At 35.2% G+C, this 26,589-nt stretch carries 23 protein-coding genes; 8 read left to right on the top strand and 15 right to left on the bottom strand.

Annotated features, from left to right (window positions below; genetic code table 11):
- Positions 1-26: 26 nt before the first annotated feature.
- A complete protein-coding gene (locus EZM65_RS12335) occupies positions 27-5,768 on the bottom strand; it encodes an alpha-2-macroglobulin (RefSeq protein WP_136668869.1) in 5,742 nt (1,913 codons plus the stop codon).
- A 203-nt stretch (positions 5,769-5,971) separates the two neighbouring features.
- Between EZM65_RS12335 and gcvP the strand changes: the two genes are divergently transcribed.
- The gene (gcvP, locus tag EZM65_RS12330; RefSeq protein ID WP_136668868.1) at positions 5,972-8,821 is read left to right on the top strand and encodes an aminomethyl-transferring glycine dehydrogenase; all 2,850 of its coding nucleotides are present in this window, start codon (positions 5,972-5,974) and stop codon (positions 8,819-8,821) included.
- Positions 8,822-9,030: 209 nt separating this feature from the next.
- Positions 9,031-10,089 (top strand): 3-oxoacyl-ACP synthase III family protein, encoded by a 1,059-nt coding sequence (locus EZM65_RS12325; protein ID WP_136668867.1) that lies wholly within the window; start codon positions 9,031-9,033, stop codon positions 10,087-10,089.
- Between the two features lie 157 nt (positions 10,090-10,246).
- Here the strand turns inward: EZM65_RS12325 and EZM65_RS15875 are convergent, their stop codons facing one another.
- The 11 genes from EZM65_RS15875 to EZM65_RS12270 all read right to left on the bottom strand — a co-directional run bounded on the left by EZM65_RS15875 (position 10,247) and on the right by EZM65_RS12270 (position 18,159).
- On the bottom strand, positions 10,247-10,540 hold the full coding sequence (locus tag EZM65_RS15875) for a hypothetical protein (RefSeq protein ID WP_371683009.1): 294 nt from the start codon (positions 10,538-10,540) through the stop codon (positions 10,247-10,249).
- 105 nt (positions 10,541-10,645) lie between these two features.
- Positions 10,646-11,056: an endonuclease/exonuclease/phosphatase family protein gene (locus EZM65_RS15870; RefSeq protein WP_371683008.1), complete on the bottom strand. Its 411-nt coding sequence runs from the start codon at positions 11,054-11,056 to the stop codon at positions 10,646-10,648.
- A 253-nt stretch (positions 11,057-11,309) separates the two neighbouring features.
- The gene (locus EZM65_RS12310; protein WP_136668865.1) at positions 11,310-11,720 is read right to left on the bottom strand and encodes a hypothetical protein; all 411 of its coding nucleotides are present in this window, start codon (positions 11,718-11,720) and stop codon (positions 11,310-11,312) included.
- Positions 11,721-11,802: 82 nt separating this feature from the next.
- Positions 11,803-12,366 carry a hypothetical protein gene (locus tag EZM65_RS12305; protein ID WP_136668864.1) on the bottom strand — a complete coding sequence of 188 codons (564 nt, stop codon included), beginning with the start codon at positions 12,364-12,366 and terminating at the stop codon, positions 11,803-11,805.
- Positions 12,367-12,400: 34 nt separating this feature from the next.
- Positions 12,401-13,015 (bottom strand): hypothetical protein, encoded by a 615-nt coding sequence (locus tag EZM65_RS12300; RefSeq protein WP_136668863.1) that lies wholly within the window; start codon positions 13,013-13,015, stop codon positions 12,401-12,403.
- A 15-nt stretch (positions 13,016-13,030) separates the two neighbouring features.
- Entirely contained in the window at positions 13,031-13,306 is a 276-nt protein-coding gene (locus EZM65_RS12295; RefSeq protein WP_136668862.1) for a hypothetical protein, read from the bottom strand.
- A 23-nt stretch (positions 13,307-13,329) separates the two neighbouring features.
- Positions 13,330-14,388, bottom strand: a complete 1,059-nt coding sequence (locus EZM65_RS12290; RefSeq protein ID WP_136668861.1) for a type I restriction endonuclease — start codon at positions 14,386-14,388, stop codon at positions 13,330-13,332.
- A 15-nt stretch (positions 14,389-14,403) separates the two neighbouring features.
- Positions 14,404-15,357, bottom strand: coding sequence for an FxLYD domain-containing protein (locus EZM65_RS15635; protein ID WP_211196215.1), 954 nt, complete (start codon positions 15,355-15,357; stop codon positions 14,404-14,406).
- A gap of 119 nt (positions 15,358-15,476) precedes the next feature.
- Positions 15,477-16,145 (bottom strand): response regulator transcription factor, encoded by a 669-nt coding sequence (locus EZM65_RS12280; protein WP_136668860.1) that lies wholly within the window; start codon positions 16,143-16,145, stop codon positions 15,477-15,479.
- 9 nt (positions 16,146-16,154) lie between these two features.
- Entirely contained in the window at positions 16,155-17,864 is a 1,710-nt protein-coding gene (locus EZM65_RS12275) for a tetratricopeptide repeat-containing sensor histidine kinase (RefSeq protein WP_136668859.1), read from the bottom strand.
- A gap of 52 nt (positions 17,865-17,916) precedes the next feature.
- The gene (locus tag EZM65_RS12270) at positions 17,917-18,159 is read right to left on the bottom strand and encodes a hypothetical protein (RefSeq protein WP_136668858.1); all 243 of its coding nucleotides are present in this window, start codon (positions 18,157-18,159) and stop codon (positions 17,917-17,919) included.
- A gap of 340 nt (positions 18,160-18,499) precedes the next feature.
- On the opposite strand from EZM65_RS12270, the gene EZM65_RS12265 reads away from it, so the two are divergent.
- From EZM65_RS12265 to EZM65_RS12240, 6 genes are all read left to right on the top strand, one after another.
- On the top strand, positions 18,500-19,369 hold the full coding sequence (locus tag EZM65_RS12265) for a hypothetical protein (protein ID WP_136668857.1): 870 nt from the start codon (positions 18,500-18,502) through the stop codon (positions 19,367-19,369).
- Positions 19,370-20,525: 1,156 nt separating this feature from the next.
- Complete coding sequence (locus EZM65_RS12260; protein ID WP_136668856.1) at positions 20,526-21,398, top strand: pirin family protein; 873 nt, start codon at positions 20,526-20,528, stop codon at positions 21,396-21,398.
- Positions 21,399-21,433: 35 nt separating this feature from the next.
- Positions 21,434-21,973, top strand: a complete 540-nt coding sequence (locus tag EZM65_RS12255) for an NADPH-dependent FMN reductase (RefSeq protein WP_136668855.1) — start codon at positions 21,434-21,436, stop codon at positions 21,971-21,973.
- Positions 21,974-21,984: 11 nt separating this feature from the next.
- Positions 21,985-22,206, top strand: a complete 222-nt coding sequence (locus EZM65_RS12250; RefSeq protein WP_136668854.1) for a (4Fe-4S)-binding protein — start codon at positions 21,985-21,987, stop codon at positions 22,204-22,206.
- Positions 22,199-22,588 (top strand): OsmC family protein, encoded by a 390-nt coding sequence (locus EZM65_RS12245; protein ID WP_136668853.1) that lies wholly within the window; start codon positions 22,199-22,201, stop codon positions 22,586-22,588. Before EZM65_RS12250 ends, EZM65_RS12245 begins: the two co-directional genes overlap by 8 nt.
- Positions 22,589-22,590: 2 nt before the next feature.
- Complete coding sequence (locus EZM65_RS12240) at positions 22,591-22,872, top strand: GNAT family N-acetyltransferase (RefSeq protein ID WP_136668852.1); 282 nt, start codon at positions 22,591-22,593, stop codon at positions 22,870-22,872.
- A 2-nt stretch (positions 22,873-22,874) separates the two neighbouring features.
- Here the strand turns inward: EZM65_RS12240 and EZM65_RS12235 are convergent, their stop codons facing one another.
- The 3 genes from EZM65_RS12235 to EZM65_RS12225 all read right to left on the bottom strand — a co-directional run bounded on the left by EZM65_RS12235 (position 22,875) and on the right by EZM65_RS12225 (position 26,589).
- Entirely contained in the window at positions 22,875-24,338 is a 1,464-nt protein-coding gene (locus EZM65_RS12235; protein WP_136668851.1) for a lipopolysaccharide biosynthesis protein, read from the bottom strand.
- A 284-nt stretch (positions 24,339-24,622) separates the two neighbouring features.
- Positions 24,623-25,387 (bottom strand): FkbM family methyltransferase, encoded by a 765-nt coding sequence (locus tag EZM65_RS12230; protein ID WP_136668850.1) that lies wholly within the window; start codon positions 25,385-25,387, stop codon positions 24,623-24,625.
- A 95-nt stretch (positions 25,388-25,482) separates the two neighbouring features.
- The gene (locus EZM65_RS12225) at positions 25,483-26,589 is read right to left on the bottom strand and encodes a glycosyltransferase family 4 protein (RefSeq protein ID WP_136668849.1); all 1,107 of its coding nucleotides are present in this window, start codon (positions 26,587-26,589) and stop codon (positions 25,483-25,485) included.

Raw genomic sequence — 26,589 nt, 5'->3', positions numbered from 1 at the left:
TAAAACCTGTCAGATATCTAAAAACTTTACTTCACAATTTCAATCCATTGTCCTTTGCTTCGGGCAATGAAACTATTGTCATACATGGCCTCACACTGTACACCCGGTAAATAATACTTCCCTAAATAAGAAGCATTGATCAACATTTTGAACACACGGGTTTCTCTCGATTTCAATCCGAAATAGTAATTAGCCCTATCGTCACGGATATCTATATAATCGGCAAGATTTTCGGTGGCATTCCCATAATCGGTGAAACGGGTATTCACAATTTCAAATCCGGATGGTAAAATTTGGGTCAGTGCAATATTTGGTACATACTCACCTTTTTGGTTGGTTAATACCACCTCAGCAATCAATTCGGTCCCCTGATTGATTTTGCCCACATTAACCGTATTTCCTTTTCGGTCTTTGAATGAAACTTTAGCCACCACATTGCTGCTCATTACTTTCTCCTGACCTACCGGCAAAATACCACTATTAATCACACGGACAAAAAGCGTATTCTTTTTATTATTTCTAATCGTCAGTTTATTGCCTTTTCCTGTTACGATCAAGTTTCTCTGTGCAATTGCTTTGGTCGAAGTAATCTTCACTGTTTTTCCACCTGATGTGTATTGGATATCAATTCCTTTTCCGCCATTGAATTTCGCAAATTTAGCCATGGCATATAATGAATAAGCGGTAGTTTGCGTACTCATCCAATTATCTGAAGAAAGATTTTTTGCCAAAGTTACCGCCATTGCAAATGCTCTTTGTTTTTGACCTAACAGTACCAAAGTTTCTAATGTCATAGCCCGGTTTCTATCTTCTGAGCCATAGCTGTAATAATAATATGGCGAGTAGCTTTCGTTAATATTCGTTTTAGACAACAGAGACAAACCCGCTGAATTTTGTTTCACCACTGCATAAGCAGCTGCCAAACGCAATTTGCTTTCATTGGAAATTTTATTGGTTTCTCTTAAACGGTTCATCGATGCTAGATCAGCTGATCCTGCTAAAGCCAATGTATATAAACGATACGCCTGACCTAAATCATTTTGATATTGTGTTTCATAACGCCATTGTTTTGCCATTTTTTGTTGGTAGGCTATCCATTTGTTTTTAAAACTAACCGGCAACGCATATCCTTTTTTCTCTGCTTCCAATAAGAAATGACCTGCGTAACTGGTTCCCCAATCATCAGCTTCCAGACTGCCCGGCCAGTAACTGAACCCACCATTGGCCAATTGGAAACTTGTCAGTCTTTCAATCGCTGCAGTAACATTGCGTTGTATCGATTGTTTTCTGCTGGCATCCAAATCAATAACATCCGTCAGATACAATTGCGGGAATACTGAAGATGTGGTTTGTTCCACACATCCATGAGGATATTGGATTAGATAATCCAGTCTTCGTCCGAAATCGATTGTAGGAATGGATGAAATTTCCACCATTGCTTTGTTGCTTCCGGCTACCCCGAAACTATTCCAGCTGATTGTTTTGCTTGCTCCTGAACCTAACGTTGCATCAACAAATGCAGTAGTTACTGGATTTGGATTCGTTACGTCGATTTCAACATCATAAACCGATTTTTCGGCACCCGAAGTAGCCACAACCTGAATTTTGCCTATTCCTGTTGAACCTCCTACTACTAAATCGAAGTAAGCCATTTTTTCATCAGGCGTAGCAAAATATAATTTTTGTGTTGCAGGGCCTGCCAGTCTTACTTTATCGTTTGTTTTAATTTGAACTGTTACATTTTTAACATGTTTTTCAGTTGCAAATAGAGTCACCGGCAATGTCACTTTTTCTGAAGGTGAAATTTTCCTCGGTAAAGAAGCCAATGCCATCAGCGGACTTTTCACCGGTGTTGCTTTCTCGGCCATACCGTAAGCACTGTTTTCGGCATCAGCGGCAACCACCATGGTTTTAACCGATCCGATGTATTTAGGCAATTTAATCTGGTGCGTTTTCGAATCTCCTTTACCTAATTTAAACGGACCGAAATACATTACCACAGGTTTGAACCTGTTCGCTTTTTTAGCCTGTGAACCACCGGCATCCTGATCTCCACCAATACTGAAAATCTGATTTACTTTTCCGCCATACGCGCCTATCACATTATCGTAAATATCCCACGTACGCACACCCAGCGCCTCACGGGCATAAAAACTATCCCAGGCATTAGGCGTTTTGAAACGGGTTAAATCCAGTAAACCTTCATCAACAACTGCAATCGTGTACGTCATTGCCTTACCGTTTTTCTCACTCACTTTAACGGCCACTTTTTGTTCCGGACGTAATACATCAGGCATCGAAATTTGCGGCTCCAAAACTGTTTGTTTATCCACCACACTGATAGGTACAATACCATACATGCGGATTGGCGAATCATTTTTCGTTGACGCATGCGGTTGCAGCATCGTTACATTGATATACACATTAGGAGTCATATCCGAAGTGATATCAAGATCCACCTGCGTTTCTCCTTTTTTGGTTTTTGCCCAAAATGCTTTCACCACTCGTGAACCGTTTTCTACCGAGATCAAAGCACGTCCGCCTTCACTCGAAGGGAAGAAAATTTTTGCGGTCTCACCAACCGTATAGTCTTTTTTGTCGGTTGAAAAACGAAGCATAGTTGCTTCTTTTCCATCCGTATTTTTTGAACGCTCTGACCAATACGGGTAATCTAGGAATACCGTTTGACCTGAAGCATGTCCGTCATTTGGATCGATAGCACGGATTAAATAACGTCCCCAGTCCTGTTCAGGAACCGAGAAATTCAAACTTCCTCTACCCGAAGCGTCGGTATTGATAACAAATGATTTATAAGCTGTTGTGGATGTTCCTGTACTGTAGCTTGACAAATTATCAGAAGATTCATCCCACCACCAGCGTGAATCAATTTTGTATACTTTAACTTCCAAACCTCTAACAGCTTTTGGTCTTCCGTTTTCGCCTAAAGTCACAAACTCATAATGATTGTTTTTTCCTGTTTCCAGCAATCCATATTTATTCGGCTCCGGAGTTTTAATCCCCACATACGTTGGATACGGCGAATACTTCACAGAAGAAACATCAGTACTCACATCTCCTCCGTTTTCATATACTTTCGTAATAAAAGCCGCATTCAACATTCCGGGTGCTTGTCCTTGTAATGAAGGATTGATAGGGAAACTTACTTTTCCTTCCTGATTAACCTTTCCTGAATACACATTGATTTCTTCCGTAGAGAAATTACGGGTAGGATCATCAAACACATATTGGTCATAACCTTTGAAAGCGGTTACCTGTTGTGAAAATTTAGCCTGTACTTCTGTTTTTAAATCTTTCGCAACAGCGCCATGCATCCATAATACCTGAACAGTATTGATATTCTTTCTGGAAGCCGACAAAACGCTTTCGTTAAAACTGTTTTTGATTTTTAAACGATTAGGCTTGATGGTCTCTATCTTTACGCTTTTATAAAAACGGGCACCACCCACACTCACTACTGCTTCCCAATTTCCGGTAATTGCCGAACTTTGGGTAACCAATCCAAATTTATAATGATTCAAATCATTTACTTTTTGAATAGTCTGGTAAATTGTCTTTCCTGTAGGATCATTCAATCGGAATTTGATTGGATGATTTGCAGGGATTTTATTTGCCTTATCATTCAAGATAAATGACAAATGGATAGAATCACCGGGACGCCAAACGCCTCGTTCTCCATAAATATATCCTTTTAATCCCTTTTGCAGTGTCTCTCCCGAAACATCAAAATTACTTATAGACAACGACAGTTCATCATCCAGCTTCACATACGTACTGTTTTTTCCTTTGGTTACAATAGCAAAATAAGCGTATTTCTTCAGATCAAAATTAGCCATACCGTCACCATCAGTAGTCATTGTTGCTAATTTTTGTTGCTGATAATTATATAGTTCAACTGTTGCTCCCGAAACTGGATCAGTACTGACAATATCACTTACGGCAATCATAACCGATTTGTTGTTTCCTCTTTTGGCGATTACCCCTAAATCAGTCGCAAGAATATTGGTTGAAATTTTCGTATTGTAGTAATAGTAATCTGTACATGGATCCTGACTTTCTCTCCACTCATAATCTTCTTCATAATAATAGTCGTAGCTTGAACCACTGTAGTTCACATCATCTTCATCTTCCTCTTCTTCTTCATTTTCAGCAGATTCTTCTACAGCTCCAGCACATTTAAACAACGAATATTTCTTTTTGAAAGAAAATTCTACTCGATAAATGGCGCCGGGTTCAGGAGTAATTACTTTTGATAAATCAAGCGCGTAGGTATTCCATTTTGAATAGTCCAATAATTCATTCTGCTTGAGTTCCAAAGTAGATTTAGCGACCGGCTGACTCACCTTCTTGAGGTTATTTGAACCATTTAATTCATTATCTTGTAAAAACTGAAGAATATTGTCTTTGTAAATCTTATAGATTTTAACATCAACCTTTTTAAGGTTAGCAGCTTCGAAATTGATTTTCAGGTTATTCGAACTTGGTAAAATCGTTCCGTTTTTAATAAATTTCACTGCAGGATTAATCGGATCGAAATCAATTCTTTTCGAATAATTAGTACTCATTTCATCCCCGTAGATATTTTTTATCCCCTGAAATACTTCTATCAGTTTATTTCCTGAAACCACTACTGCATTTGCAACTGGTTCCGCAGGTTCTTCCTCTTCATAAGATTCTTCTGCAACTTCTTCTGCAACAGGTTCTACTGCCACAGCTGTATCTACAGCAACAGCAGCAGTATCCACCGATTCAGCGGCTTCTGCTACCACTGCGGCAGCAGAATCTATCGATTCTCCGTCAGTGTCATTTTCAGAGGTTTCTATTTCAGTTGGCTGTACTTCCACAACCTCTTCTGACTGTACCGGTGTTTGATTATTGAAATACACTTTCAGCACATTCCCCATAGTTGCATACTTCACGTCACTAGTGTTTTCAATAGCAACCAATCCTTTAAAATCCTGATCTTTTTTCAATGGATCCGAAAAATTAATCACTATAGACTGATTGTTTTCATCCCCCATTTTTATATCCATCACTTTAAAATCACCTTTGGCAGGAACAGCAATTTTGGATTTTCCTTCCCGGTCAATATCGGCACCGTCACCATCCCATTCCAGTGTAATTTCACTCGCCTCCTCAAAACGTTTAACGCCTTCCACTCTGAATTTGAATTCGGTTTCAGAACTGTTTTCTTTGTCAAAAGTCACTTTCAGATCATCCCCGTCCTGAGTGCATTCCACTAATTCCTCTGCTTCTTCAAATTCTAAAAAATCGGCAGTTTTCAAAGTCCCATTCAAATAATAGGTTTCCTTGTCAGACGATTGAATATCATCCGTTGTAACCGTAAAATCCTGTTTGATGGTTTTCAGGGAAAAGTTGAATTCTGACAATTCCTTTGGAACATTTGTAATTTTATCCAATTTCAATGAAACCTGATACAAAGTATTTTGATCTAATTTTTCGCTAGGAACAAAAGCAATCGTATTAGGCGAAAGTGCTATCACCTTACCACTGACACTTGGTGAGATATCCAACAAATCACTGTCTAACTCCTGATTGACCTTCCAGGTTGGGTTATTGAATGCCAACTGCACTCTGATGTCGGATTTGACAGAAACAAACCCGGAAGTAAATGCCGAAATGTGATTTTTGAAAAGATCAAAATTTGAATCAAAATCGGCTGCTTTTTTTCCACAAGAAAAAAGAACGAAAAACATCAGGAAAAACCCGACAGATTTTAAAAGTTTCATAAAATAGCGAAAGTAATTTTATTTGTTTATTTGTAGTAAAAATAGGAAGTTTTTTTATATATCCTATAAGAAAATCAATCTGTTAATAAATCACATTTTTTGTTCAAAATTTGATAAAAATCAGCTCTGTTTTTAACTGAAAATTTCAGATTTATCATTATTTTTGTGGCACTCAAAACAACACACATTATATATTTGATTGAATGAGAACAGATGCATTTGCTTTAAGACACATTGGTCCGAGAGAATCTGACCTACAACACATGTTTAAAACTATTGGCGTACAAGACATGAGCCAATTGCTTTATGAAACTTTCCCTGACGGAATCCGTTTAAAAGAAGATATCAAATTAGATCCTGCCATGACTGAATATGAGTACTTAACTCACATCACTCAGTTAGGTGCAAAAAACAAAGTATTCAAATCATACATTGGTTTAGGATACCACCCGGCAGTTGTTCCTCCGGTAATTCAACGCAACATTTTTGAAAACCCGGGATGGTACACAGCGTATACTCCGTATCAGGCAGAAATTGCACAGGGACGTTTAGAAGCCTTATTAAATTTCCAGACTACGATTATCGAATTAACAGGAATGGAAATCGCAAACGCCTCATTACTTGATGAAGGTACTGCGGCCGCTGAGGCAATGGCATTGCTTTTTGACGTAAGAACGCGTGACCAAAAGAAAAACAATGTAAGTAAGTTTTTCGTTTCAGAAGAGATTTTACCTCAGACATTGTCTATTTTACAAACCCGTTCTACTCCGCTAAACATTGAATTGGTTGTTGGTAATCATGAAACTTTTGATTTTTCAGCTGATTATTTCGGAGCTATTTTACAATACCCGGGAAAATTTGGCCAAGTTCATGACTACACTCAATTTATTGCAAAAGCAGCTGAAAATGAAATTAAAGTGGCAGTTGCTGCCGACATTTTATCATTAGCTAAATTAACGCCTCCAGGAGAAATGGGAGCTGCCGTAGTTGTAGGTACTACGCAACGTTTTGGTATCCCAATGGGATTCGGCGGACCTCATGCAGGTTTCTTCGCCACTAAAGAAGAATACAAACGTTCGATGCCGGGAAGAATCATTGGAGTTTCTGTTGATGTTAACGGAAACCGTGCTTTACGTATGGCATTGGGTACACGTGAGCAGCACATCAAACGTGAAAAAGCAACATCAAACATCTGTACTGCTCAGGTATTATTAGCAGTTATGGCGGGTATGTATGCAGTATATCACGGACCGAAAGGACTACAATACATTGCTGACAAAGTTCATGCTTCGGCAGTAACTACAGCAAAAGCATTGGCTTCTTTAGGTATCAACCAAATCAATTCGAATTTCTTCGATACTATTTTGGTAAAAGCAGATGCTGAAAAAGTAAAAGCAATTGCTGAGAAAAATGAATTCAACTTCTTCTACCCTAATAAAGATTGTGTTTCGATATCATTCAACGAAACCACTTCAATTGCCGACATCAACACTATCATCGCTATCTTCTCTGAAGCAGCAGGCAAATCGGCAGTTCATGTTTCTGAATTAGCAAACGAAAACCAAATTCAAAATAACTTAGTAAGAACTTCATCTTTCTTACAACACGACGTGTTCAACAATCACCATTCGGAAAGTCAGTTGATGCGTTATATCAAAAAATTAGAGCGTAAAGATTTATCATTAAACCACTCTATGATTTCTTTAGGTTCATGTACTATGAAATTGAACGCTGCTGCAGAAATGTTACCGCTTTCAATGCCAAACTGGAACAGCATTCACCCATTTGCACCGGCTGATCAGACACAAGGTTATTTAACCATGTTGAAAAAATTAGAACAGCAATTGAATGTAGTAACCGGTTTCAAAGGAACTTCATTACAACCTAACTCTGGAGCTCAGGGAGAATATGCAGGTTTGATGGCAATCCGTGCGTACCACATCTCTCGCGGTGAAGGACACAGAAACGTTTGTTTGATTCCATCATCTGCTCACGGAACCAATCCGGCTTCTGCAGCAATGGCAGGAATGAAAATCATCGTTACTAAAACCACACCAGAAGGAAACATCGATGTGGAAGATTTAAGAGCAAGAGCTATCGAACACAAAGACGATTTGTCTTGTTTAATGGTAACCTATCCGTCAACGCACGGAGTGTACGAATCTTCAATTATTGAAATTACACAATTAATACACGATAACGGCGGATTGGTATATATGGACGGTGCCAACATGAATGCTCAGGTAGGCTTAACCAATCCTGCAACAATTGGTGCCGATGTTTGTCACTTAAACTTACACAAAACGTTTGCTATTCCTCACGGTGGTGGCGGACCTGGTGTTGGACCAATTTGTGTGAACGAAAAATTAGTTGACTTTTTACCTACAAACCCGGTTATGGCAACTGGTGGTAAAGACGCTATTTCTGCTATTTCTGCCGCGCCTTACGGATCTGCTTTAGTATGTTTGATTTCTTACGGCTACATTACTATGTTAGGTGCTGAAGGATTACGTTCATCTACAGAACATGCAATTTTAAATGCCAACTACATGAAAGCACGTTTAGAAGAACACTATCCAGTTTTATATTCTGGTGAAATGGGACGTGCGGCTCACGAAATGATTTTAGATTGTCGTGAGTTCAAACAAAACGGAATTGAAGTTGGTGATATTGCAAAACGTTTAATGGATTATGGTTTCCACGCTCCAACGGTTTCTTTCCCAGTGGCAGGAACTTTGATGGTAGAACCAACTGAATCTGAAGATTTAGCTGAATTAGACCGTTTTTGTGATGCAATGATTTCAATCCGTAAAGAAATTGCTGAAGCAAACGCAGAAGAACCTAACAATCCATTAAAAAATGCGCCGCATACTTTGGGAATGTTAACTTCTGATGCTTGGGATTTACCTTATACAAGAGAAAAAGCCGCGTATCCGTTGGATTATATTTATGATAATAAATTCTGGCCTTCTGTTCGTCGTGTTGACGATGCGTACGGTGACAGAAACTTAGTTTGTTCATGTGCTCCTATCGAAGCTTACATGGAACATTAAAATATTTCAAAATACCATTACTCAAAATAACCCTTTTGTAAAGAAAGGGTTATTTTTTTATTAAATTTACTCAATCCGTGTTAAAAAAATAGAAAGTAAAAATTTTAAGCCCTTTCTTTACAAACTTCACAAAAAACGCAGAAAAACAAATTTTAACACAAATCAAACCGTTAGTTTATTTACTTTAGCAAAACCCAAAAAGCTGAAAAATGAATATAAAAATAACGGGGTCAGGAAGTTATATCCCAACCGAAATAGTTACCAATAAAGATTTTGCCAAACACGTATTTTTAAACGATGACGGCAGTCCTTTCCCATTGCCTAATGAAACTATCACAGAGAAATTTCATGACATTACCGGCATTGAGGAAAGAAGATATGTTACCGACAATTTATTAACCTCTGACATTGCCACCATTGCAGCGAAAAGAGCTATTGAAGATGCCGGAATAGATCCGGAAACATTAGACTATATCATTTTTGCCCACAATTTCGGCAATGTAAAACAAGGCGCTATTCAAACCGATATCTTACCTAGTTTAGCTACCCGGGTTAAATTTGACCTACGCATAAAGAATCCTAAATGTGTAGCTTACGACATGCTTTTTGGTTGTCCGGGCTGGGTGGAAGGTGTAATTCAGGCACAGGCATTCATTAAGGCAGGTATGGCCAAAAAATGTCTGGTTATAGGTGCCGAAACCTTATCGAGAGTTGTTGATATTCACGATAGGGACTCAATGATTTATTCTGACGGTGCCGGCGCAACCGTTGTGGAACTGACTGATGATGAAGGTGGCATCCTGGCTCATGAATCGGCTAGTTTTACCTACGACGAAGCGTATTATTTATTCTTTGGCAATTCCTTCAACAAGGATCACGACCCTGATGTACGCTATATCAAAATGCACGGCCGTAAAATTTATGAGTTTGCATTGAATAATGTCCCTAAGGCTATGAAAGAATGCCTTGACAAAAGCGGTATTGATATCAGCGAAGTAAAAAAAATACTGATTCATCAGGCGAATGAAAAAATGGACGAAGCTATCATTCAACGTTTTTACAAACAATACAAACAAACACCCCCTGAAGGCATCATGCCCATGAGCATTCACAAACTTGGCAACAGTAGTGTAGCTACTGTTCCTACATTATACGACCTGATTGTAAAAGGCGAGATAGAAAACCAGCAACTCAACAAAGGTGATGTTGTCATTTTTGCATCTGTGGGTGCAGGAATGAATATTAATGCGGTTGTGTATCGATATTAGCTTCGACAAGCTCAGCTAACATATAACAAGCCTTATTCAAAACCTCTCTTTATGTATGGAGAGGTTTTTGTTTTTATCCCGCAACTTTTACTTTTTATTCGAGTTTATTTTGAATGCTTTAAAATTTCTTTTATAGTATTACAACTAAAATCCTATATTATAAAAATTCAAATTCAGCAACTATAGGAATGTGATCCGAGATTTTTCGTGCTTCGTCAAGGGATTGAAAGTTTTCATAAAAATGAACTACTTTTCTATTTACAACCTTATTCTTTTTCCCATCAAACCAAATATTATCAAACTCAGAAGCCAAACAATTATCACTATTGCATTCCTTTTTTAAGGATGTTTTTTGATTTTTAAAAACCGAAATATAGCCCATACTTTTAAGAGGATTAAAAACAGTATGTGATTGTGGACAGTTGAAATCACCTATAAAAATCAAATTCAAATTTGGGTATTGGGATGGTAACAATTTAAAATACTTAATTTCTGTTTCTGGTTGTTTACTTTTGGTAATAGCATGAAAATTAGCCAATGTAAATTCTTTACTTCCTTATTTAAACGTAGCATAAAAAGGCTCTCTATCAATTAAGATCTGATATTTTTTTTCCAACCATGGAGTTCCTTTAATTTTTAAAACATGGCTTTTCCATAAAAAAGCATACCGTTCCGTTTTGTATGTACTCCCTGAGGTTGGATCACTAACTACACACTCCCATTTTGCCCCTTTTCTATTCAAGGCATCTACCAATTTTGCGACAGCTTGAGCCCCTCCATAACCTGCAACAACTTCTTGTATCGCTACAACATCAAAGTCACGTAACATGGTAGCTATAAATTCAATATCCTCATCTGATTTTGATTTCCCTATGTTTTCAACATTCCAGGAACACACCTTTATCTGAGCTGATACTGTAGTGACAAATAGCAAACATATTAATAAACTGATGTAGAAATAACGCATCTTTACAATCTCTTTTTAATCTTCCCACTTACAAAGAGTGAAACCAAATTCTCTAGCCTCTTCAATAGTCATCTTTTTTATAACATGCTTACAGGCACTTAATCCTCTACAATGTTCTTTATAGTGATATCTTGAGGCTCCTTTTGAAAAACAAACATAAACTTTTTCATCAGCTGAATGAAAAGTAATACATAATAATAGTAAACAGATTAATTTCATGGCATATAAATATTAAATCAATCCTGAAAGAGAACTATTCTGTCTTCAGGATATATGTATTTCCTCTCTTATCCTTGGCTTTTAGCATATCAAACCCTGTCCATTCTACCTCCACATCAAATACTCTTCCCAGCGAGTCAGTAAGCATACCTGCTCCATACTTTCCTTTCACAATTACATTTCCTTTCACATGATTTTTCAGACTATCTGAACCTATCACGTCATAATCGTATTCATAATTATTATAAGTTCCTGTTCTGTATTCATATTTTCGCTCAGGATTTTTATGAAAAGTCTGTGCTTCCTCGGGCGTAATTGTTTTTATATCTTCTGGAAGGATTTTTTGTGCAAACGGAACAATTTTTTCTTTTGGTTTTGGAGTCTCTTGTTTACAAGAAGCTGTAACTAAACCTATGAAAGTTATAAAAAGTAATTTTTTAATCATACGCAATTTTTTTCATTTGAAATCGTAAAGTTAAAACCAACCAATGAATTTATTACATTAACTCTTAGCAAGATAAAACATATTAATTTGACATTTCTTCAAAAACTTCATCTAAATAATCAAACTTTAAAAGATTAAAATTTTTATTAGGCAACCAAATCTCATTTTCATTTTCAAATAGAATAGAAAAATCTTCACTATTGAAGTACCTTGTTAAAATTTCCTTAGCCTTTTTTCGACTTATTTTCAAAGTTAAAGCATACTCTTCAAAATATAACTTGTAGTTACTTCCATCAATAGGTATTGATGTAATAGTTATTTCATCTATATCTGTTTGAGCAAAAACTTGAAATGTTACATAAACAATATCTCTTTTTACAATCTCTTTTTTCACAGATTCTAAGTCTTCCTCTAAAATTGGTTTGGAGACCTGAACATGCATAGATTTTTCATTTTCAGAGATAAATTTTAATGTGTTATTATCTTCACTAAAATCATTTACATCCATAAGCATTTCTTTTAGTGTTGCAAATTTCGGCAATGACTTCTGTACTACTTTTTCTTGAATAGTTCCAGTTCTAGACATGTTCTCATTTTTACAACCAAGAATTAAAAACAGTGCTATTAAAATGAATATTTTTCCCATTTATATAAATATTATTTCTTTACGATAAATTGTATTAAAGAGCTTTCCAAATTGTCTCAAAACTTTTAGCTTCACCTTCTAATAATGGTAAATACGAAAAATCTCCTTTTGCATTTTCATATAATTTTGCATTCTTTACATCTAAAACACAAAATATAACTTCATCGTCAGTCTCACTTCTTAATTGATTTTCCATTAAAGACAAAATTTGTGACAATTTATCTTTGGTTATTTTTTCTGATTTTAAAAACAGCTTTATTACATAGAATTTCCCACCAAATTCAATTCCTAATTCTGGGTTTATTTTAATATCTAAATCACCAATTAACCAATGTTTAAATGGTGGATCAAACCATTCAATTTTCTTTTTACCCCAGAATTTTTTATATCCTGATATTGATAACGGATAATTTGTTTTCTTTTTTAAATCTGTTAATTTTTCAATCAAATCATCTAAGACTTTTTTATCCAAATTATTTTTATGAACATCTATAATTTCTTCTCTTAAACTTTTGTAAAAATCAGATGCTGGATGGTAGCTATCTCTATATTTTACTTGTTTAACTTTAGTCATTTTAGAACCACCGGATTTGTTTACAAAATCTATAAAGTCAGTAAGTGATATGTTAATTGTTTTTTTCTTTGACATAATACTAATTTTAGATTACCAGTTCTTTCCAATCCATTTTATTAATTCTTCACGATCATCTACATCTGTAATTTCTTCATCACGAAGTAATTTTTCTACTTTTTGAAATGATGCCTTATTGGTTAACTTATGCTTGTTCAAAAATTGATTGCAAAAATAAACCACTTCATATTCTTCTGTTTTATCCACTTTTTTTCTGTCTAAAACTCCAATGTATTTTGGATTGTCACCACCATCAACCGTTGGAGAATAGTCATTATAAATTAAGTCAGTACTTGTAAAATTTGCCATAATGTTTATTTATATTTTGTTAGTTACTCTGCTTCATACAACCTAACTGTCTCCAATAATTCCTTCTCAAAATTGTAGACATCATCAATGGTTTCTATAGGTTGTCTGTTTTCAACTTTATTGTCATTAAATAATCCAATATATTTTTTGCCTCCATTGAGATGCAAACGACACAAAGGTTTACGATTGTTGTCATCTAATAGTATCCCGAAGTAGGATTGTGTGTCTCTATAAACGATTCTGTTGGTAGGTAGTTTTCTTCTTAAAATCGCAACTACAATACGATAGGCTTCTAACTCTTCTTCGGTAGTTTGAACGCGACTACTTTCGGGCTCTTCAATTTGAATTTGGTCTTTTTCTTGAATAATAACCTCTTTGTTTAGAGCAAAATGCAATCTCTCATTAATTTTTTCACCTATCAATTGTCCGAAAGCTTTTTGAACTAGCTCTGTGAATTCATCCATAACTTTTTCTGTCAATCTTCCGTTATAAACCTTCGAGGTAAATAGACGGACAAATTCAGTAGAAGGTTTTTCTATTTCAATATCAATCTGCTTGCGTATTTCTTTAATGTACTTTAGTGAGCTGGCATTATCCAAAATCTTATTGATGTCAAAATTGGATTTATGAAACTTAGCTATCTCATTTACTGCACTGTCCTTCAATGTAGCAATGTCAAATTCAAGAAATGGCTTTTCATCCATTTTGTTTTGTTCGTCCAAATCGGTAAAAAACTGATATTGGATACCGTTTGTCAACAGTGCAAAACGGGTTTTACTCACATGAAAATAACGGAACAGCTGTGAACCATGAACGGATAAGTTTTCTTTCCAATTTTTGCACTCAATAATCATAATGGGCTCTCCATTTTGAACGATTGCATAGTCAACCTTCTCTCCTTTTTTAATTCCGATATCAGCAACATATTCAGGAACTACTTCCAAAGGATTGAATGTATCATAACCTAGTGTATTAATGAAAGGCAATACAAAAGCATGTTTTGTTGACTCTTCGGTTTCAATTTTGTCTTTAAGCTGGTGGATTTTATCCGCCAATTGCTTGAGTTGTGTTTGGAGTTCCATAAAAATAGACTTTAATTAATTCAAAATATTATTTACTTGAACTTCGTAGTTGTCACAATTTTGAATATCCACTCCCATGACATCTATAGTTTTTTCTGCACCAGCAGCAAAATTGGCTGCATTCCCAATCCCTGTCCCTACGATATTTCCTTTTTTATCATAAAAAGTAGCTTTCAAATCAACATAAGAGATTAATTCGCTCGTATTATTTCTCACTCTGCAATGAATCGTATATGCATTCATTACATCTTGATAAGTTGCTGTTTGCTTTAGGATTTCGACATCAGGTTTTGATTCTGTTTTTTTAACTTCCGTTTCAGCTATGGATTCTTTTTCTGAAGAAACAGTTGAAGCATTAGAACTGTTTGTTTTTATTTTTTCATCCCCAAGATTTGTAAGTATAATTAAAGAGATAATAACTGTAATGGCAATTTTCCAACCTTTTGCAATTGATGAATTTTTCCAAAGTGCGTAAAGCCCGACTGGAAAAAAGAGAACACACAGTAATATTACGAGCCAATTTTTTTCATACCAAGCATTAGAAATTTCACGATGTTTTGATGTGGAATTTGAAGTATTTCCATTTTTCATTACTCTTTGTTGTTTAATATTTTCGATTTCTTCCTCACTCTTGGCTGTTAATTTGGCTATACAATCAAAAATTTTAACCAAATGCTCATTGGCTTTTGTTACTTCGTGAGATTGATTGAATGTCCCTAATTTTCTTCTTATCTCAACAGAAATTTCGGTTTTATCTTCGCTTAGCCTATTAAGATTTATATCTATGTATACGCCTAAACTTAAAAACTCTAATGCCTCGTAAGTGTATTGATTGAATATTTCATTTGAAGTAGTGAATTTGTATTTATCATTAATCAAATTAATATTCAATACACTTAACTTAACCCTTTCAATAGGGAAATCTACTTGAGTTGTTTTTTTAGGACTTGGAATTGCTAGTACTGCCATAATTATTTTTTTATTCAAACTTACATCTATTAAAAAACCATTCCTTACGGGAATCCGTAACGCATAAAAAAACCTGCCAATCACTAGCAGGTTCAACAGAAATCATAAAAAAGTAAAGCCTACACCAGCCCCATGTCTTTTGCAATGGCGATTAAATGAATGGTATTGTTCGCCTGAAAATAATCTTTCAGTTTCGCAATTCTTTTCTCAATAGTACTCTTACTGTTGGGGGTAATACTTAATTCTTTGAACTTGGCTTCCATATTTTCCTGAGGAATACCTAATGACAATTGAGTAAGCAATTGAATATCATAATCATCAATTTCTGAAGTCGATTTGTCCTGTAAGGCATGTGCCACGGCAGGAGAGATATATTTTTCTGTACCGCTCCATACCTGCTCAATGGCTTTTTTGAGTTCACTTGAAGTATTGCGATGTTTGACCACATACGCCTCTATATCATAATCTGTTATTAATTTCTTGATTTTATGGAGGCGGTCGTCTATCGAAAAAGCAATGATCTTGATGTATGGAAAGGTTTTACGTACTTCACAAATTAACTCTTCTCCTGAAGTTATTGTGGCATTTCTATGATCGGCTTTAAAAGACAAATCGGTAATCAACAATTCAAACGGAGCATTGTCCATTTGCGCTTTTTTTAATCTCAATACCGCATCGTCGCAATATTTTACATATTCTGCCACAGGAATCTGTAATTCTTGCACCGCTTTTTCCGTGGCAATGTTATTTAAATCGATGTCATCTGCAACTAAAATTTTTGAAAACATATAGTAGATTTATTTAGGAATACTAATTTTTACTTTTAAACCATGACCGGTTGTATCAAAAGTAATCTTTCCATTAATGTTTTGAATACGGTTTTCCACATTAGCCATACCGCTTTTCTTTACCTGATGCGTTGCGAATCCTTTCCCGTTATCAGAATAATCTACTGCAATGTCATTTTTATGGTTAGCAAAACTTACAATAACAATGCTGGCCTGACTGTGTTTTTTCATATTGACTAAAAGCTCTTGCAAAACCCGGAATAAAGTAATCTTTTTAATTTCTGCTATAGTACCCCAATTGATTGTTTCGTCTTTCTTGATAATGACATTTTGATTGACAGACTTGTACCCGTTAATCATTTCTATTAAATTTTCGATAAATGATTCTCCCGTTTCAATCGATTCATTTTCTTTGGATATGTTTCGCGATCGCTGATAAAGAGTATCTAATAAATTAATAAGGGTTTCTTTATGCTCGGGTTCTTCAATTTTTCTGGTCTCCACAAACGACATGGTTTGAAACACATCATTGGCAATTTCGTCATGGATTTTTTTAGCAATCTTAGTCTCGGTTAAGTAACTCGCTTTTTGCTTTTCGAGTCGGCCTTTATTTTTAAGGTGATTGTATACAATAAATAATAGAAGAGCCAATAAGGCGGCAAATCCTATCCAGGTATTGGTTTCGTTTTGACTTTTTTGCAAAGCTAAGTCCATGGTCATGTTTTTGTTTTTTAGCTTTAGGTTTTCTTCATTGACCATTCGGGCATCGTATCTAATCTTTGCAAACTGGTTTTTTGCTGTATTGCGCACTTGGGTAATACTATCATTCAACACCGCGTATTTTAAAGCATAATTTCGATTATTTTCCGAAGTTTTTATCAATAACAACAAAGCTTCCAGTCGTTCATCAATACTATTGTGCTTACTCGATTCTTTATAGGCTTGAAGTGCAAAATCTCTTGATTTTTCTGAATGGTATGGTAAATAGTATTCTGACAAATACAAATAACTCTCAATGCGCCCATAGGAATCATCTTCTTGGTTACTCATAGCGAGTGCTTGTTGCATGAGTTGAAGTCCTTTCTCCTTTTCCTGAAGTTTAGTATAAGCATAGCCTAAATTATTCATATAAATGGCTTTGCGTTTGGGAAGAGTATCTAAAAACTTCCATTTCAAAATTTTACCCAAAAGGTTTACCGACTTTTTATAATTACCCTGTTTTGAATATACATTGGCAATATTATTAAGCGCAATGGCTTTAGGTAAACTGTCACTTGCCAACTTATAGGTATTGTTGTAATATCGAAGAGCATCTCCATAATTTTTTAATTCCTTTGCTGAAATCCCAAGTAAATTATTAACTGCTGAAAGATATTCTTTATTCTCTTTTACATAAGACATTGCTTCTATTAAACTGGCTTCACTCCCAAAATAATCTCCAAAAACTTGTTGCGTTCTAGCTATCTGAATCAAACAATACGCAACATTATCCTTATTTTGTATTGAGTCAAAATGTACCTTTGCTTGGGTGTAGAAATAAAAAGCACTGTCATATTTTGCCAGTGTATAATAACTATCTGCTTTGTTTTGATATTCCGAACCCTTTTTCTTATTTTCATCAACAATAGAGTCTTTTTTTTCAATTTGTTTCCCGGAATGATTACAAGACAAGAATAAAAATGAAAAAACTATAGATAAGAAAAACGGGGAACGATTCATAATGATTCTTTCCCCGAATGTACTAATTCTTATTTAAAACACACAAAATTAATTAAGGCTTTGGAGGTTTAATAGGCACAACATCATCGCCAGGACCTGGTTCCTCAACCAGATTTGTTGTAAGCGAATCAGTGCCTGAAATTGTATCTGTCTCTCTAAGGATTAAACCAGGCACCTCATACTTAATCTTCTTTTTTTCAGATTCATCAGCAAGAGTATCAACACTGTCGGCATCACATGATACCACATTAAAACCTAAAGCTGTAAAAACAGCAACATATATAAAATTTTTCATTTTTTTTCCGATTAAAAAATTACATAGGTCTGGCCGTCCGAAAATCACTTTCAGCTCTTTTAAACCATCCCTAAAAATTGTTTTTTAGAGTACTCTGTTATTTTTTGTTGGGAAGAAAAAGTAGGTTTTCACACAAAGGGTTATTTATACTTCCCTTATAAAATACCAATGTGGAAAACCGTACTTTGCTGTTAAACTAGTTTTGTACATTTGTTCCTATCGCGAAAAGAACAAGAACTAATTCTGGAGCAAAGATTTGTTGATTTCACTGAGGTTTTACAATGTAATTCCGGTTATTCCGACGAATTCTGAATGTTCCTTTAAATTCCAAAAAATGCCTATGCCAAAAATTACTTTTAAAGATTATATAGAAGGAATAAAAGCAAAGTATGAAGAAGAAAAAACAAAAAAATATTCAGGTTATCTTGCTAAACCATCACCCGCATCACTTAAAAATTTATGTGACATTCTAAAAAAGGAAAACACTTCAAAAAAAGATCAGGAGATTATCTCTTTATTCTATAATAAGGAGGGATTTGACGTTGATAAATTCAAACCCATAGGGAATTTTTTTAGTGGAAAAACACAATCGCCAAGTCATGATATTTTAGACATGATGGCCTTGTTGGTCAATTTTGAACCAAGACCATTAGGTAAGTTCCTTGAAGTAAACAATCAATGTAGTAAAGAATATACAGGACAGGAGTCAATGACATTACATAGTCCCTCAGAAAAGGAACTTATAAAAGTAAACACGCCACTAAGTTTAGCCTCTATCCCTAATAATTCTCTACCACAAAATGCTGGAACAAAATTTACCCTAAGTAATAAGAAAGCTATAATTGCTTTACTTCTTTTTTGTGCATTTATATCCTTACTCACTTACAATCTACTAACTTCGCACAAAGAGTGCCTGGAATGGCAAAATAATCACTATGTAGAAGTTGATTGTACAACTGAAATAAAAGGAATTGCAAATTTTGAAACTAAAATCCCCTACGATGAGAGTCTACTCAAAATCAAAAAAATAATTCCTACAGATAGTACTACTTATTTTAAAAACGGTAAAGCCATACTGTGGTATTGCAAAAATGAAAACGGCAGTATCGAACTGTTTAATACGCCAGGCTATCACCCTGTTACCAACAAAACGTTGAAACCTATTACGCACTACATGATAAAAAAATATTTAGAAAATAAGTCTAACTAATTTGTATCCATTGCCTTTTTATACCTGTCAGGTTTTATAAACCTGACAGGTATAAAGTTTACTACTACTTATTACTATAGTGATAATTACATATCAAAAAGTATTCTTTTTAGCTTTGTTGCAAAATTATTTTCGAATTTTAAATTGCAACAGAACTGTTGCAAAAAAAAGTTTATAAAAAATTGCAACAAAGTTGTTGCAAAATGCGTCAACATTAAAATTTTGCAACAAGCAGTATTTTAAAAAATGACTATTGGAACACAAATAGACTCACTCAGGAAGAAGCGACTGAAATACTTGAATAACCAAAACACAATTATCCATGTACAAACTAGCCACCTTGTCTAATTATGCGGGCACACTATATATAAGCAAAAGTATGTAAATGTTGATAAGAAAACTCTGTACAAGGAATCGGTCACAATCATTGAAGTGCTGTTTGCCAGACACCAATTAAAAAAAAAAAGAAACTGAAGCGAAACTTGAAGAAAATAAAAGCTAATAAGCAAAAGGTTTTTGCGGCGTTTCTGATGGCTCTGTACGAAGAAGCGAATAATAAAAAAATAAACAAAAACTTCGGTAACGCAGAAGAAAGCAACCTTGTAGTTTTGCTGTGGTGTCATTGAAACCTCAAAAACGTTAGCTTTTGGTTTTTTGTTGTGTTACCCCTCCCCAACCCCGAAATCGGTTGAGAACTCCTTTAAGTGGTGAACCTCTTCTTTTTTAACCACTTTCAGAGTCTCTGGCTGCTGAAAGGGTTCACCGATTACCAAGAGTGATGAAGTTCATATAAAGATTAGTATTTTTAAAGAACATCATTAAAAGTCTCTTATCAATAACATATGTCAAATACAACTATTGTTTTTCAGAATATACCAACCTTCTCTAAAAATCGTTAACACGACCTATATAAAAACCAAAAAGAGCATACGAAATAAATTGTACGCTCTTTAAAGACCAAAATAATCAGAAAGCCAAGCCATCAATCATTCAGGCAGTATAAAGATACGAAAAACAAAAAAATAAAACACTCATAATAAGAGCTTTATTTCAAAAAAACTAAAACTTTGCATCTTACTCCGCATTTCTTAACCTAGATTAATTCTAGTCTGTTTTTGATCGAGTAATTTTACAGTACAAATTAAAAACAAGAATTATGGCAACAAAAAATATAGAAGCGGTAGTCAGCAACAGTGGTACACACTTCGTAGGGGACGGATTCAGAGTACACAATTTTATCCCCACAAACTTCAGCATGCAGCGCATGGATCCCATTATTATGATGGACTACAATTCCAAATATTATTTTTCACCCAGCGAAGCTCCCAGAGGTGTGGGTGTGCATCCGCACCGCGGTTTTGAAACCGTAACCATTGCCTATAAAGGCCGAGTGGCACATCATGACAGTAGTGGCGGTGGTGGTGTAATAGGCGAAGGAGACGTACAATGGATGACGGCCGCCAGCGGTGTGTTACACAAAGAATATCACGAAGAAAGTTTCAGCAAACAAGGCGGTGACTTTCAAATGGTACAATTGTGGGTAAATCTTCCTGCAAAAAGCAAAATGAGCGAACCCAAATACCAGTCAATTAAAAATGAAGAAATCAACCGTTTTTATTTAGACAACGGACAAGGTGAGGTTGAAGTGATTGCAGGTAACTACAGTAACGTACAGGGTAAAGCAAGCACCTTTACCCCTATTAATCTGTTAAATACAAAATTGAAAAAAGGAGCTAAAGTTGATTTTTCATTTCCGTCAAATTACAATACCTCATTGTTAGTCATTGAAGGAAGCCTATTTGTGAATGAAAAAACTAAAGTACCAACTGACCATTTTGTGCTTATGGCAAATGATGGTGAAGATTTTACTGTTGAAGCTTCCGAAGATGCTGTAGTTTTAGTCTTAAGTGCCGAACCTATCAACGAACCTATAGCCGCTCATGGTCCTTTTGTAATGAATACAAAAGCCGAATTACTGGAAGCGTTCAACGATTTTAACCAAGGGAAATTCGGTTATCTGGAAGATTAACACTAAATTTATAATAAACTAGCCAACTAGATAACATGAAAATTTTAGCTTTTGCGGGAAGTAATTCTTCCGTCTCAATTAATAAAAAATTAATCACTTATATAAGTACTTATTTTTCAGAAGCAACCATTGAAATACTGGATTTAAACGATTACGAAATGCCTATTTATAAAAGCGATCGCGAGAAAAATGACGGAATACCGCAGCTTGCGTTTGCTTTTACAGAAAAAATTGATTCGGCCGATTTGCTCTTGGTATCATTAGCCGAACATAACGGAGCCTATTCGACAGCTTTTAAAAACATTTTTGATTGGGTTTCGAGAATTCCAAACCGGAAGCCCTTTGGTGAAAAAAACATGTTTTTAACGGCTACCTCACCAGGGGCAAGAGGCGGAATGAATGTTTTGGAAATTGCAAAAAACAGATTTCCCTATAGTGGGGCTACTGTTCTTGAAACGTTTTCACTTCCAAGTTTTAATGATAATTTTTCGGCAGAAAAAGGAATCACTTTGGAAGAAAAGAAAAACGAATTGGAAGAAAAAATTCAAAAGATAAAAAGAACAATCAACTATTAAACATAACTGTCATGGAATCAAAAGAATATTCAAACGGCGAAATTACCATTATCTGGAAACCTAAATTATGTATTCATTCCGGAATTTGTGCAAGAAGTCTTCCTAATGTTTATAAACCTAAGGAAAAACCATGGATTACTCCTGAGAATGCAACTACTGAAGAACTTATAGCTCAAATTCACAATTGTCCGTCAGGCGCATTATCTTTCAAATACAACAACAACGATGATTAAAGTAAAAGCCGTTATAAGTGAAACCGATTTTCTAACCGACATATTTTCGAAAACTAACAGTATAATAAGTGATGAACCTGTAGATAACGGTGGCCAGGATAAAGGTTTCAACCCCTATGAATTATTGGCTTCTTCTCTAGCTTCTTGTACTTGTGCGACATTGAAAATGTATTTGAACAGAAAAGATTGGGGCGTCAAAGAAACAACTGTTGAAGTCATTCTGGAAAGAGATAAAGAAAACAATATTACCCGCATGGACCGAAAAATTTCGTTTAACGGAAATCTCACCGAAGAACAAAAACAGCGTTTACTGGCTATTGCCAATGCCTGTCCGGTGCATAAAATTTTAACGAACCCTATTCAAATTACAACATCATTATAACTATGGAAATCATTCAGGAAAACAACAATAAAAAAGGAGCATTCAAAGCTGTTGAAAACAGCATCGAAGCTGGATTAATGACGTACAGCTGGGCGGGAGAAAATAAATTCATAATTGACCACACCGAAGTAAATCCGGACTTTGCAGGAAAAAGCGTAGGCAAACAATTGGTCATGAAAGCAGTTGAATTTGCCCGTGAAAACAATTTGAAAATTATGCCTTTATGCCCGTTTGCGAAATCGGTTTTTAACAAAGTGGCTGAAATCAGAGATGTTTTATATTAAAATTATTTCATCAATGATTTTGGTAGAATTTCTTTAATGGGAATAATTTTAAAAATGTGGTTGGCCAACCCAAAAATCACAAATGCCACGAGTGGTTTGTAACATAAATTGACGAATTTATATTGGGTATCCGGTAGAGAATACCCCACAAGCAAAACTACCAGCAACACTAGTATCACATGCAAAAACTTCCAACTGAAAGGATGTACACCAAATTTCTTATAATTAAAATAAATTTTAATCAGGTTGTATGTTGTAAGTGACGTTGCGGTAGCAATGGAAACCCCTATAATCCCCATTTTAAACCAAAACAGAAAAATCAAGTTGGTCGAAATGGTCAGCAATGCCAGTGCAACAGTAGTGGTATTATTGAATTTATAATATTTAGAGTTTGAAATAATATACCCGTTAAATCCGGTAGCCAAATCAAACAGCAAGGCAAAGCCCATGATATACATTACTGGAAGCCCTTTTAGCAATTTATCTCCGTTTTTCATTAATCCAAACAAATCTTCGATACCAACCGCTACCAATCCGAATAAAACTACCCCTATTATGAATAAATATAATGAGGTTTTATGATGCAGTGCTTTTAAGTCCATCATGTTATTCTCAGCGATATAAGCTGCAATTATGGGCGCTGAAATGGTATAAACACCTAAAGCCGGTACGGTAATCATTCGGACTAAATTCAAAGACGTATTGTAAATAGCAACTTCGGAAAAAGTTAACAATTCACCTATCATCGTTGCATCAATATTCAAAGCTATTACCGAACCCATACTGCCTAAAAAAGTATACAAGGAATACACCATCAGTTCACGTCCGAAACCTTCTTTTTTTAAGAATGAAAAATTGATTTTTTTGGATACTTTTTCCAATCGATGGAGGTACAGCATAATTCCAAAAAAAGCCAAAACAAAAAATCCGATGTACAATGCGATGGAGTTTTCTTCGGAAGAATGATAAAAAACAAAAAGAATAAAGGCAGCAATCATCCCTATTTTCGGAAATACATTCTCAAAAATATTTGGCACGACGATGCGTTTTTTTATGGAAATGTATTTGGAACTCAATTGGATTAACGCCAACAACAAAGCCAAAGGCAAAATATACTGACTATACTCCCAGAAGTCCATTTTTTTTATCGACGGAAAAACCAGTACCGCCAAAAGCAACAAACCTACTCCGATAAAAAAATTAGCAATGATAAAAACGATGGAAAATTTGTATAATTGCTGTTGCTGGTTATCGACTGACATTTTTGGGAAAAACCGCACATTGGCATGCATAATTCCTAAAGCCACTACGGGTAAAATAAGCATTGCAGTTTGAAAAACGAATTGCAGCTTACCGGCAAAATCCAAATCATACGGATACAAAAAAACAGTTGATACAATTCCTACCAACGTACTGAAGTATCCTACGATACTGTATTTTATGCTTTGTCTTGCTACGACGCTCATTTTCTTGTTTTTTTAACCGCTAAGTCCGCAAAGTTATCACAATGAACGCAAGGCTTGGCGAACTTTGCGTAAAATCTTTGCAAGCTCTGAAAATTACTTAACCGATAAGTCCGCAAGGCTGGCACAATGAACGCAATGACTTAGCTAACTTTGCGTAAATTCTTTGCGCTCTTTGCGGTTAGACAATTAATAACTTTAAAATCTATTAACCGCTAAGTCCGCAAGGCTATCGCAATGAACGCAATGCTTAGCAAACTTGTGTAAATTCTTTGCATGCATTGCGGTTAAACAGCTTTAAATATAAAATTATTAATATATCGATTAAAATCATTCAAATACTCATCCTTTTGGAAGTCGGCCATTTGCGAAACTTCGAAAGGTTTCAGATGTAAAGTTTTTCTGTCGAAATAAAACACTTCATATCCAAATCCTATGATGAAATCAAAAATATCCTTAATCGGGTAATGAGCGTGACGCAATTCTATTTCGATGATGAATATTGGCTTAACAGTTTTTAAGATGTTAACACAGCCTTTTACCGAATCGAATTCATGTCCTTCCACATCAATTTTTACGACGTCGATTTTCGAAAGTTTTTTTTCTGATACAAACTCGTCAAGTGTTACCATCTGAATTTCCACTTTCTCCACATCTTCACCCATCGCTTCGAGTGATGCGCGTGTATCCTGCAATCCGTTTCCTTTTTTGGGAATATTTAAAACGGCTGTCCCTGATTTTGAAGACACTGCCAACGGATAAATATCTACTTTTGGAAATAACGGCTTAATATAATTCACCAGACCTTTGTTGGGTTCAAAACCAATAATCTTCCCGCCTGATATACTCTTTTCCGCCTGATATAAATAAATACCTTTATTGGTTCCAATATCAATAAAAACCGAATCTGATTTTAGAACCTGCTGAATGTAAAGCAATTCAGGTTCGCATTTATAATTCCCTGTCGATAAAGAACCTAACGTTTTGTAATATCTTTTTTTATATAAAGACGGCCAGTATTTGTAGGCTAATTTGATTAAAAATTTATTCATTTTATTTTTTCTTTACCGCAAGGGACGCTAAGAATTACGCTAAGTCCGCCAAGCTTTGTGTGCTTTGCGATAACTTCGTGCTCTTTGCGGTTACATCAATCACAAAGATTTAATAATTGCTTTTCCAATTCGGTTTTTACTTTCTCAAAAGTAAACTTTTCTGTAAAGGGTTGCAAATAATTGTATTCCTCCGAAAGTATTTCCGGAGTAAGCTTTTCTAATATTTCAATTAAATTTTCTTCAGATGAATAATACCAATTGTACCAATCCATTTTAGGATAACTTTCAGGAAACAGCCCAATTTTACCATTATAGATACAATCGGCTTCTGCCCCGCTTACTTTTGTGCTTCCATACATCTCATCAACCCAATAAAAAGAAGTGTCTTTTTTTATTGGACATAACAACAAATTTGCTTTTGCAATTACTTTTGAATATTCCTGCCAAGGGATAAACTGGTTATAATACGTAATGGAAATATTGTGACGGCAGTTTTCTTTCAAATTTTCTAATTGTCTTAAAACACTATCATTTTCTGGCTTTCCTAAAAAAATAAAATGTATTTTGCTTACTGGTTTAAGCTTATTTAAAATTCTGAAAACCAAATCAACATCTTTTCGTTTGTTGGAAACATTACCAGGCATAACAATTTCGATTACATCCGAAGTTGGAAACTCAAAATTGTTACAGTAATTCATTTGAATTAACGTCGATTTCTCGGCAAATTCCCCATTACTTTTTATAGAATCCAATGCAGAAGCTGAAATCACCCCAAATTGCTTGGCGCCCAAAATCAGCTTTCTTCTTGAAGCTACTTTTTCTTTGAAGTAGAGTTTCAAAAAATACGTGAATCGTTCTTTTTCTCTAAAAATATTCCGCCATGAAATGCTTTTAAAAAACAGACTGAAATTCAAGTTATGAACCAAACATAAAACCTTTTTATCCTTGAAAAGCTTTTGGTAATCATTAAAATCACGGTGCAGCGTATTTACTACTACTCCATCATACTCCGAAAAATCGGTTTTTGAAACGGAAGGAATAATTGTTAAATGCTCTTTTGGGATAGCGGTAAGCTTGTCGTAAACCTTTTGACTGACAAAAAAATGAAAATCAATTTGATCCATTTTGGAAACCAACAAATACCATTGCTCCAACAAAGCGGAGTGGGTTTCCATTTCTACAAAAGCAATTTTCTTTTTCAA

The organism is Flavobacterium sp. H122, from assembly GCF_004959765.1.
Taxonomy (GTDB): Bacteria; Bacteroidota; Bacteroidia; order Flavobacteriales; family Flavobacteriaceae; genus Flavobacterium.
The sequence above is the reverse complement of the archived record's forward strand: the minus strand, read 5'-3'. Positions and strand labels throughout refer to the sequence as shown.